This window comes from Acinetobacter sp. GWC1_38_13, from assembly GCF_001767535.1.
Lineage (GTDB): Bacteria > Pseudomonadota > Gammaproteobacteria > Pseudomonadales > Moraxellaceae > Acinetobacter > Acinetobacter junii.
The window spans coordinates 176-11,167 of sequence record NZ_MELG01000047.1 but is presented as its reverse complement, the minus strand read 5'-3'; the positions used below and the strand labels follow the sequence as shown (position 1 = coordinate 11,167).

Genomic DNA, 10,992 nt, shown 5'->3' with positions numbered 1-10,992 from the left:
AAACCTGTTCCGAATGTAGATGTAATTTTTGTTTTATTTGGGTAGACAGAAGCAAAACAGTCTCGCATGCAGGGGAAATTTGATATTCCTCTGGCAATAAAGGCTGTAAAAAAACAGCGATCTGTAATGCAATTGTTGCAAAAGCCAACAATATCCCAAGTCGATGTATCAAGACACTTCTCTACATTGGACATTTCAAACCAGAAAGTTAGTCTTTGGTTAATTCAGACCATCAAACTAGGCTTTGTGTTATATGTCATCATACACCTAATTTTGAAAAAAATCTTAATGATGCTTGGGATATATTATTAATTTGTAGTTTGATTGATTGGTCAAAATAAAATGGTTATCTTACAAGGGTTGCAGATTAAATAATGAGCCTACCCAACTTGAAAATGCCATTGCGATCACGCCCCAAATCACTATTCTTAGGCTTCCTTTAAGCATCGATGTGCGTGCAAAATAACTAGATAAAGCACCTAGAACTGCCAAAGACAGAACACCCGTAATTAAAACAGTTTTTGATACCCATTCATTTGAACTTAATAAAATAGCGAGCATGGGGAGTGCTGCACCACATGAAAATGATGCGGCGGAAGATAATGCTGCTTGAATGGGATTTGCTGCTGTATTTTCGTGAATTCCAATTTCATCGCGAGCATGTGCGCCAAGTGCATCATGTGCAGTTAATTGAGTTGCAACCTCATGTGCAAGTTCAGGATTTAAACCCCGTGAGATATAGATTTCAGTCAGTTCTTTTAATTCAGCATGAGGGTTTTTCTCAAGTTCTTTAGCTTCTCTTCGAAGATCAGATGTTTCTATATCTTCTTGTGACTTAACCGAAATATATTCTCCTGCAGCCATAGATGTAGCACCTGAGATTAATCCTGCGATACAGGTAATCAATAAAGTATGAGAACTAACACCGCTTGCAGCCACCCCCATAACTAAACTCGTGACGGAGATGATTCCATCATTCGCCCCAAGAACTGCGGCACGGAGCCACCCTGAACGTTGCATAACATGAAGTTCTGAATGATGTGAATGTGACATAGGCTTACTCTTAATTAATCAATATTGTTCAAAATATTAAAGTCATTTATCTGTGATTATTGCTAAATTTTTCAATGATTCATCAACTTATCATACTTATAAAATAACTTATTTTAACGATACCGTGATGATCTCTTGGTTATAATATGTGAATAATTTGACATTTTAATGCTTTGATTCTTCTTCGAAGTTTTCGTTGTGAACCATAATTATTTGAAAATAAACCTTCATACACACATTATTTAACTTTAGTGTAAGAAGGCTATTGTGCTGGTTTATGATAATGCTTGGAAAGCTTGAATTGCACGTTCTCTACTGGTTTTTAAGTCAACAATTGGATGGGGATAATCTAATTTCAATGCGGTATTTTGGGCATAAGGCTCATGAATCCGTTTAGCATCTAGTTGAGTCAGTTCTGGGACCCAACGTCGAATATACACGCCATTTTCATCAAACTTTTGGGATTGGCTAATTGGATTAAAAATTCTGAAATAGGGAGCAGCATCAGTTCCTGTCGATGCACACCATTGCCAACCGCCATTATTTGCAGCTAGATCGCCATCAATCAGGTTTTGCATGAACCATTGTTCACCTTTACGCCAATCAATTAATAGATTTTTAGTTAGGAACATGGCACAAATCATGCGAACTCGGTTGTGCATCCAACCTGTAGAAAGAAGTTGACGCATACCCGCATCAACAATTGGAATACCTGTTTGTCCTCGTTTCCATTTTTCAAAACCTTCGCTATCATCACGCCATTGAACATTCTGTGTTGCAGCTTTAAAAGGCAAGTGCTTAGAAACTTGTGGAAAATCGAATAATATATGTTGATAAAATTCACGCCATAATAATTCATTTAACCACGTTTGTTGTCCTTCGGACTGGATAACAAAATCACCTTGTTGATGTCTAAATGCTGCTTGAATGCACTGACGAATTGAAATAATTCCAATATTTAAATAAGCAGAAAGTTGACTAGTTCCTTTAACCGAAGGGTAGTCCCGTAAAGCGTTATATTGAATAATTCGTTTTTCAACAAACTGATTCAGTAGGTTTCTCGCATGTTTTTCACCCACTCGCCATTCACTCGCATTTTTGTCTTTAATTTTGTCAGCATAGTGATTTTTGATGTGCTGTAAATCTGTTTGGTGTAGCTGACAAAAATCAAACTCTATGGGTGCTTGGGTTTCTGGGATTGGATAACACTGAGGTAAACCGAGTTCTAAGCGCTGATAGCAACTTTTTTTGAAAGCACCAAAAACTTGATAGGGTAGATTCGATTGAGTTCGAATACTTGCAACTGGAAACAGCGTTCGATCTTGAAACAGTATCAGTTGTTTTTTTTGACGATTTAAACTTTGTTGTACTTCATTATCGCGTTTGAGTTCATTGAAGCCAAATTCAATATTGGTATACACATTTTCAAATGGTAATTTTTCTGCGAGATCAACAAAAAACTCCGCAATGTCATCCCAAAGAGGCACAGTAAATATGAGTAAAGGGATCTGTAGTTTGGAAAGTTCTGTTTTTAGCTCTAAAAGTTGGCGCAAATAAAAATCAATTTTAATATCCGCATCGTCATGACGTTGCCATTGTTCAGGTGACAGAATACAAATCGCTATACATGGACCATTCTGACGGGCATGCCATAAAGCTGCCTGATCACGGACGCGGAGGTCTTGGCGGAACCAGATTAATTGATAAGTATTTGACATAGCAATTCTATAAAGTTCTTTAAAAATTATTATTTATATTTTATAGGTGCTTATGTGAAGAAAAAGCAAAGCCGAGGCTTTGCTTTTTGAGATGTTCTAATTCACAGAGGAATTAGTGGTGGTGACCACCTACACCGTGTACGTGACCGTGATCTAACTCTTCTTGAGTCGCATCACGAATTTCAACGATTTCAACTTCGAAAGTAAGATCTTGACCAGCTAATGGGAAGTTTGCATCAACGATAACGTTGTCACCTTCAACAGCTTTAACAGTTACGATTTGAACGCCATCATCAGTTTGAGCTTGGAACTGCATGCCCGCTTGGATGTTATCCACGCCTTGGAACATTTGAGCTGGAACTTCTTGAACTAGATCAGGGTTATATTCACCGTAGCCTTCAGCAGCAGGTACGTTTACAGTGAATTTTTCACCAACAGTTTTACCTGTAAGAGCATTTTCTAGACCAGGGATGATGTTGCCTGCGCCGTGCAAATATGCAAGTGGTTCACCTTGAGATTGATCAAGTGTTTCACCCTCAGTGTTTGTTAAAGTGTAGTGGAATGAAACCACGTGGTTATTTGCAATAGCAGTCATGTTGTTTGATCCATTCAATCAATTTAGATGTATATCATAAAGTGAAAAATAGATTTTGTTGACTATTTTCCACTTTTTGAAACTATTTCGTTATAAATGGGAACGAAATTTAAGATTTCAACTCAATAAAGCTTAATTTTTGGACGTACACGACGAGTTAGAAAATCTTTCATCGTCAGCATGCCTGCTTGTGTGTAGCCGTGAATGTTGGCTTGATGTAGTCGATAAAGGGAAACGTACATGGTTTTTGCAATAAACCCTTGTACGCTAACATCGCCGAGTAGTTCACCCACAGCCTGATTACGACTTAACGAAACCAATGAACCTTTGTCATTAAAGCTGAACATCGGTTGTGGTGTGCTTGCAATACGCGCTGCCATAGCGTCAACTAAAAAAGTTGCTTGTTGACTAGCGACTTGAGCACGAGGTCCGAGTGGTGGTTGACGAGCATCTAGCTGACAGTTTGCACAATCACCAAAAGCGAATACATTTGGATCAGTCTGCGTTTGTAGTGTTGCATAAACCATCAAACGATTAATCTTGTCACGCTTAAAGTCATGAAGTGTTTCTAAGATTTTAGGTGCTTTAACCCCAGCAGCCCAAACGGTAATGTCTGAATGTAAAACTTCACCATTACTAAAATAAACGTTTGACTCATCTACTTTTTGAACTTTATGTTCAGTCAAAACATCAATACCCATTTTCTTGAGTTGCTTGGCGCTGTGTGCAGCCGTCTTCTCATTCAATGCGGGTAAGATGCGATCTGAGGCTTCGATTAAAGTGATCTTGACTTGTTTAGGGTCGATTTTTTTCAAGCCGTAACGATAAAAGTTTTTCGTTGTTTCAATCAATTCGGCAGCAAGTTCAACACCTGTAGCGCCAGCACCAACAATACCGATATTTAAAGCACGTTCAGTTGACTGATTTTGAGCTCCGATATAAAGGTGGAATAAATCTTGTTGGAATACATCTGCTTGTTGTCGGCTATCCAAGAAGTGACAATATTCACGTACACCTTCAGTTCCAAAGTCATTCGACACAGAACCAACGGCGAGAACTAAGGTGTCATAATTGAGATCTTGAATAACAGGGGTATGTTCTTTAGAAAGCTGAGGAGGGGAAAGCGTGATTTGTTTTTGATCTTTATCAACTGCGACGAGGCTACCGAGTACAAACTCAAAGTGATGTTTTTCTGCATGTGCAAAATAATTGGTTTGTTCTTCGTGGGGGTTAAGCGAGCCAGCGGCAATTTCGTGTAGTAGAGGTTTCCAAATATGAGTGAGGTTTTGGTCGACTAGGGTAATTTTAGCTTTCTTTCGTCTGCCAAAACGTTCACCTAACTGTGTTGCAAGCTCTAAACCACCTGCGCCACCACCCACAATCACGATATGATGTAAGGTTTTGCTCATGATCAACCTAATTATTTTTGTGAAAGGATGGTCCGATTATGCCATCCTTTTCACTGGATTCTATGGTTAATCTTGAGAAAAATAGTCGAGTTTCTACCCTTGATTTAATGGGTAGAGTTTGGCACTCTGACTGTCATTTGTTGAAAAAAATGAAAATAAATTAGAAAACCAGATCATAATTTTTTGAAAAATATTAGCTTCTTCAATTTGTACATCATTTTCAATCTGGAGACTTCGGATCAATTGATTATTCTGATAAACCGAAACTGTCGCTAAGTTCATGACTTGCATCAGCGGCGCTGTCAGGTGCTGTTCATTCAATTCAATATTGATATGTGTATTGGTGCTTTGGAGCGGTTCAACTGTAGTGACCAATTGATTTGCGTCAACTAGGTGGATGCGCTGAGTCAAAAGATTAAATGTATTCAAATCAATAGGCATCGGTCGGTCATAAAGAGAAGTTGTCACAATAGTAGGTTGTTGTGTTTCTACTCTGAACATTTTTAGCGTTGAACGAATTACAGGAAGTTCTGCAATTAATCGGTGCTTAGGGATTACAACTTCATCCCGTGTATAAGTAAATGCAAGATTCATTAACTTGTGTGCGACTTCAGCACGTTTTACCGCGCTAGGTGTTCCCAAAACCACAACGATCAAACGGCGTTTCTCGACATCAGGATTGAATGTTGGACGCTCTGCTGTTAGTGCCAAATTATAACCAGCAGCTTTGGTATAACCTGTTTTGAGACCATCTGCGGTCGGATCCATTTTGAGTGCGAGGTTAGTTGCATGATGGAATCTTTGGTTATAACTGAAGCTAGGCATTTTTGAATAATATAAATATTCAGGCGTATCTTGAACGATGGCTTTGGCTAATAAACCTAAATCTGCTGCTGTCGAATAGTGATCAGGCATTGTAATTCCAGCAGGATTACTAAAATGTGTATCTTTCATCCCAAGAGCTTGTGCTTCTTGATTCATACGAGCAACAAATTGAGGGACGCTACCTGAGATTTTCTCGGCTAGTGTAACAGCTGCATCATTTGCAGACATGACAATGAGTCCTGCCAGTAGTTGGTCAACTGAAATTTTTTCGCCCGTTTTTAAATACATTTGGGACTCATCCCACATGATCGTATTTACAATAGGTGTAGCCGTTAGGATATCTTCTTTACGTAATTTTCCTGCCTCAATTTCTTTTAATGCGATATAAGCAACCATCATCTTAGTGAGTGAAGCAGGGGCACGTTGAACGTGGCTATTGTGCTCGGCAATAATTTGTCCAGACTGCGCATCGACAATAGACCATGCTTGTGCTTCGACCGTTTCAGGCGCTATTTTGAGTAAGCTTGCATGTGCAAGATTTACACACAATAGGCTAAAGAACGTAAAGAGGGAGAGGATGAATTTCACGAGTACACCTTGAGCAGCCGATCCATGGGCATGGAATGCGAAAAAAGCATCCTATGACTTTTTTAGTGGAGAATCCAGCCACTTTTGCTGACAATTACGACATCTACGCATGACTTTGTAAAAAAATGCTAAGCTGTGTGAAACCGTTCTTATTTTTATGATCTTAAATTATGTTGCACTATCAAATTGAGTTCGACGATTATCGCCAACATCTGATTCACGTCACCCTTCGTTTTCTGGCTAACCCTAATCAAGAATTATGGTTACCGACTTGGATTCCTGGTAGTTATTTAATTCGTGAGTTTTCTAAGCATATCGAATCGGTAAAAGCTTCTGACGAAGCTGGGCGCTTATTAAAAATTAAAAAAACAGAGAAAAATCGCTGGCGTTTGTTTAATACCGATCATGAGCTTATTACTGTTGAATATGATGTCTACGCATATGATTTATCCGTACGTGGTGCTTATGTTGATCAAACACGACTATACGTAAACCCAGCGTGTGTTTGTCTAGGTCTCCAAGATCAGGAACATGCGCCATGTGAAGTAGAACTATTTCTACCAAGCGAATTAAAGCATTTCCAACTGGCAACAGGACTAGTTTCAAAGAGTCTTGTTAAGGGGCGTTTTACTTTAAAAGCAGAGAGTTACGATCAGCTAATCGATAGTCCATTTGAGTTAGCCGAGCAAAGCCGTTTTAGCTTTGATGCAAATGGTATCCCACATGAGTTTGTGATTTCAGGCAAACACGCGACTAATTTAAATCGTCTTCAGGCAGATATTGAAAAAATATGCCGTACTGAAATAGATATGTTTGGTTCAGCACCTTTTAAAAACTATACCTTTATGACGATGGCAACAGGCAATAGTTATGGTGGTTTAGAGCACTGTAATAGCACAAGCTTAATTACACCTCGTGATGATTTGCCTAAAGCAAATGAACCAGAAGAACCATCAAAAGACTATCAGCGCTTTTTGGGTTTGTGTAGCCATGAGTATTTCCATTCATGGTTAGTTAAATTTATTCGTCCAGAGAATTTCGCAAATTACGATCTACACAAAGAGTCATACACCAGTTTGTTGTGGATCTTTGAAGGATTTACTTCGTATTACGATGATTTAATTTTGTTGCGTAGTGGCGTCATTTCACAAAAGTCTTATCTTGATTTATTAAAAGCTCAAATTGACCGTTATCTACAGAATCCTGGACGTTTTATTCAATCTGTTTCTGAGTCAAGTTTTGATGCATGGATTAAATTCTATCGTCAGGATGAAAACTCAAATAATGCAGGAACGAGTTACTACAACAAAGGTAGTCTAGTCGCATTGTGTTTAGATTTGGGTTTACGTTTACGTGGTTCAAATCTTGATGCACTTATGCGTCGTTTGTATGAAAACACTCAAAATGGCATACAAGTTAATGATCGCACGATTTTTGAGTTATGTAATGAATTGACTGGCGATAATTGGATTGAACAGATTAATCATTTGATCAATACCACTGATGAATTACCACTAGATCAACTTTTACCTGAGTTTGGTTTGAGCTATACGCTTAAAAATGACAAAGCATTACCATTCGGCTTAAAAGTTACTGACAAAGCTGAAGGTGTTGTTATTCAAAATGTTCGTCGAGAAAGTTCTGCAGCAAAAGCAGGCTTATCTGCAAATGATGTGATCATTGCAATCGATGGCTTAAAAGCTTCCGAAAAACTACTATCTAAGTATGCTAAACAGCCAGGGACATATAATGCATACGCATTTCGTAGAGATGAGTTATTGCAATTTGAACTCATAGCAGGGGAAAACACCTTAGCGACTGTTGAACTCAATATTGAAGATCAAAACAAACTGGATGCATGGCTAAAACTTTAGTCTTATCCAAGCTTTCAAAGAAACACCGCTCAAGATGACAGTCTTGAGCGGTGTTTGTTTTTGTTTCTATTAAATTATTGAAATAAATAATAATTTGTAAATTCATTTCAAATTCTAAAATAACGAAGAGTATATGTTTTGTAGTATTTCTTAAAGAAATGTCGTTATCACAGGATATGACATTGACTGGCTTAGTGTGAATCCTGATAATCTCATGTTTTATTTAAGCTAACCGGTTCGCAGGGCTAAATGCCTAAGCTCACAACTACTATTTCGTAGCGAAATGTCGTTATCACAGGATATTGCGTTGACTGAGATGCGATCAAGACTGATACTCTCAGGCCTAAATCAAGCAAACCGGTTCGCAGAGGCTGGGCCAAAAGCTCGCTTCTAAAAACTCAATTTAACACAAGGGGCTATATATGGCTGGTGGAAAGTCAAAAATCATTTATACACTGACTGATGAGGCGCCGTTATTGGCGACCTACTCGCTACTGCCGATCATTGAGACCTTTACTAAGCCAGCTGGCATAGAAATTGTCAAGAGTGACATTTCTGTTGCAGCGCGTGTGCTTGCAGAATTTTCGGACTACTTAAGTGATGAGCAGAAGGTGGCTAACAACCTTGCAGAGCTTGGTCGCCTTACTCAAGATCCAGATACGAATATCATCAAACTGCCGAATATCAGTGCGTCTGTTGCTCAATTGACAGCATGTATCAAAGAGTTACAGTCCAAAGGATATGCAATTCCTGATTATCCAGAAAACCCTACTACGGATGAAGAGAAAGAAATCAAGACTCGTTACGGTAAATGTCTTGGTTCTGCTGTAAACCCTGTATTGCGTGAAGGTAACTCAGATCGTCGTGCGCCTGCTGCTGTTAAAAACTATGCGAAGAAGCATCCACATTCGATGACTGAATGGAAACAGTGGTCTCAAACCCACGTATCACACATGGAAGAAGGTGACTTCTATCATGGTGAAAAATCAATGACGCTTGATCGTGCACGTAACGTGAAGATGGAATTGATTACTAAGCGTGGTGAAACGATTGTTCTGAAACCGAAAGTAGCACTTCAAGATGGCGAAGTAATTGATTCAATGTTCATGAGCAAAAAAGCATTGTGTGACTTCTATGAGAAGCAACTCGATGATTGCCGTGAAGCAGGTATTTTATTCTCGTTACACGTAAAAGCCACAATGATGAAAGTTTCACACCCGATCGTTTTTGGTCACTGTGTGAAAATTTACTACAAAGAAGCATTTGAGAAACACGGTAAGTTATTTGATCAGTTAGGTATTAACGTCAATAACGGTATGGCTGGTCTTTATGAAAAGATCGCTACTTTACCAACCTCACTTCGTGAAGAAATCATTGAAGATTTACATGCTTGCCAAGAACATCGCCCTGCATTAGCAATGGTTGACTCAGCAAAAGGCATCGACAACTTCCATTCACCAAACGATGTAATTGTAGATGCTTCAATGCCTGCAATGATTCGTGGTGGCGGTAAAATGTGGGGTGCAGATGGTAAACCTTACGATTGTAAAGCGGTAATGCCAGAATCGACCTTCGCACGTATCTACCAAGAAATGATCAATTTCTGTAAGTGGAATGGTAATTTTGATCCGAAAACGATGGGTACTGTACCTAACGTTGGTTTGATGGCTCAAAAAGCAGAAGAATACGGTTCACACGATAAAACATTTGAAATTCCTGAAGCTGGTATTGCGAACATTACAGATTTAGACACGGGTGAAGTACTGATGTCTCAAAATGTAGAAGAAGGCGATATCTGGCGTATGTGTCAGGTGAAAGATGCACCGATTCGCGATTGGGTAAAACTTGCAGTAAGTCGTGCGCGTAACTCTGGTATGCCTGCAATTTTCTGGCTTGACCCATATCGTCCACACGAAAATGAGTTGATCAAGAAAGTTGAGAAGTACTTAAAAGAGCATGACACTGAAGGTTTAGACATTCAGATCATGTCACAAGTACGTGCAATGCGTTATACGCTTGAACGTGTAGCTCGTGGTTTAGATACTATTTCTGTAACTGGTAACATTTTACGTGACTATTTAACTGACTTGTTCCCAATCATGGAGTTGGGTACTTCAGCGAAAATGTTATCTATCGTTCCGTTAATGGCGGGCGGTGGCATGTATGAAACAGGTGCAGGTGGTTCAGCGCCGAAGCATGTTCAACAGTTAGTTGAAGAAAACCACTTACGTTGGGATTCGCTAGGTGAATTCCTTGCGCTTGCAGTATCTTTAGAAGAGCTAGGTCTTAAAGAAGATAATCCACGTGCTAAATTACTAGCGAAAACACTTGATCAAGCTACGGGTAAACTGCTCGATAACGATAAGTCTCCATCACGTCGTACTGGTGAGCTAGATAACCGTGGTAGTCATTTCTATTTAGCAATGTATTGGGCTGAAGCACTTGCTGCTCAAGACGAAGATGCTGAGTTAAAAGCGAAGTTTGCTCCTCTTGCAAAAGCTTTAGTTGAAAATGAGCAAAAAATTCTTGCTGAATTGAGTGAAGTACAGGGTAAAGCAGCTGATATTGGTGGTTACTACGCTGTGGATCCAGTAAAAGTAAATGCAGTAATGCGTCCAAGTTCAACTTTTAATGCTACGCTTGAAACGATTTAAGTTTTAATGCAGAACTAACAAACCTGTTGGTAATGTAAAAATACCGATGCGAAAGCATCGGTTTTTTATTTGATAAATAAGATATTTTTAAATTTGACTGTTTATTAATAATCTATTTAAATTTAAATAAAACATAAATTTATAATTCATTTCTTTAAAATCTATGAATAAGAGAAGTTTAACTATTGGAATTGTTGTTACAGTAATTTGGATTGCAATTATTGTATTTATTTATCTTTTTACAGGCTTAGAACATCCGAAGTCTTTGAATGAGTT

The 10,992-nt window shown here is 38.7% G+C and carries 7 protein-coding genes and 1 pseudogene; 2 read left to right on the top strand and 6 right to left on the bottom strand.

Annotated features, from left to right (window positions below; genetic code table 11):
- From A2003_RS15070 to A2003_RS04720, 6 genes and pseudogenes are all read right to left on the bottom strand, one after another.
- Window positions 1–172, bottom strand: a pseudogene (locus A2003_RS15070) (hypothetical protein); the annotation flags it as partial.
- 179 nt (window positions 173–351) lie between these two features.
- Window positions 352–1,053, bottom strand: coding sequence for a VIT1/CCC1 transporter family protein (locus tag A2003_RS04740; protein ID WP_112986968.1), 702 nt, complete (start codon window positions 1,051–1,053; stop codon window positions 352–354).
- 275 nt (window positions 1,054–1,328) lie between these two features.
- Window positions 1,329–2,771 carry a cryptochrome/photolyase family protein gene (locus tag A2003_RS04735; RefSeq protein ID WP_286686879.1) on the bottom strand — a complete coding sequence of 481 codons (1,443 nt, stop codon included), beginning with the start codon at window positions 2,769–2,771 and terminating at the stop codon, window positions 1,329–1,331.
- Window positions 2,772–2,883: 112 nt separating this feature from the next.
- On the bottom strand, window positions 2,884–3,366 hold the full coding sequence (locus tag A2003_RS04730) for an FKBP-type peptidyl-prolyl cis-trans isomerase (protein ID WP_151738878.1): 483 nt from the start codon (window positions 3,364–3,366) through the stop codon (window positions 2,884–2,886).
- A gap of 122 nt (window positions 3,367–3,488) precedes the next feature.
- Window positions 3,489–4,775: an NAD(P)/FAD-dependent oxidoreductase gene (locus tag A2003_RS04725; protein ID WP_075696706.1), complete on the bottom strand. Its 1,287-nt coding sequence runs from the start codon at window positions 4,773–4,775 to the stop codon at window positions 3,489–3,491.
- Window positions 4,776–4,868: 93 nt separating this feature from the next.
- The gene (locus A2003_RS04720; RefSeq protein WP_075696705.1) at window positions 4,869–6,188 is read right to left on the bottom strand and encodes a D-alanyl-D-alanine carboxypeptidase PBP6B; all 1,320 of its coding nucleotides are present in this window, start codon (window positions 6,186–6,188) and stop codon (window positions 4,869–4,871) included.
- 170 nt (window positions 6,189–6,358) lie between these two features.
- Here A2003_RS04720 and A2003_RS04715 point away from each other — a divergent pair, with 170 nt between their 5' ends.
- Both A2003_RS04715 and A2003_RS04710 read left to right on the top strand, forming a co-directional pair.
- Window positions 6,359–8,062: a M61 family metallopeptidase gene (locus tag A2003_RS04715; RefSeq protein ID WP_004963304.1), complete on the top strand. Its 1,704-nt coding sequence runs from the start codon at window positions 6,359–6,361 to the stop codon at window positions 8,060–8,062.
- A gap of 422 nt (window positions 8,063–8,484) precedes the next feature.
- Entirely contained in the window at window positions 8,485–10,716 is a 2,232-nt protein-coding gene (locus tag A2003_RS04710; protein WP_042891140.1) for an NADP-dependent isocitrate dehydrogenase, read from the top strand.
- Window positions 10,717–10,992: the final 276 nt, after the last annotated feature.

Excerpts from the sequence above, each read along its gene's own strand:
- A2003_RS04710 (WP_042891140.1), top strand. The coding sequence starts at position 8,485 with ATGGCTGGTGGAAAGTCAAAAATCATTTATACACTGACTGATGAGGCG.
- A2003_RS04730 (WP_151738878.1), bottom strand. The coding sequence starts at position 3,366 with ATGACTGCTATTGCAAATAACCACGTGGTTTCATTCCACTACACTTTA.
- A2003_RS04715 (WP_004963304.1), top strand. The coding sequence starts at position 6,359 with ATGTTGCACTATCAAATTGAGTTCGACGATTATCGCCAACATCTGATT.
- A2003_RS04735 (WP_286686879.1), bottom strand. The coding sequence starts at position 2,771 with ATGTCAAATACTTATCAATTAATCTGGTTCCGCCAAGACCTCCGCGTC.
- A2003_RS04740 (WP_112986968.1), bottom strand. The coding sequence starts at position 1,053 with ATGTCACATTCACATCATTCAGAACTTCATGTTATGCAACGTTCAGGG.
- A2003_RS04725 (WP_075696706.1), bottom strand. The coding sequence starts at position 4,775 with ATGAGCAAAACCTTACATCATATCGTGATTGTGGGTGGTGGCGCAGGT.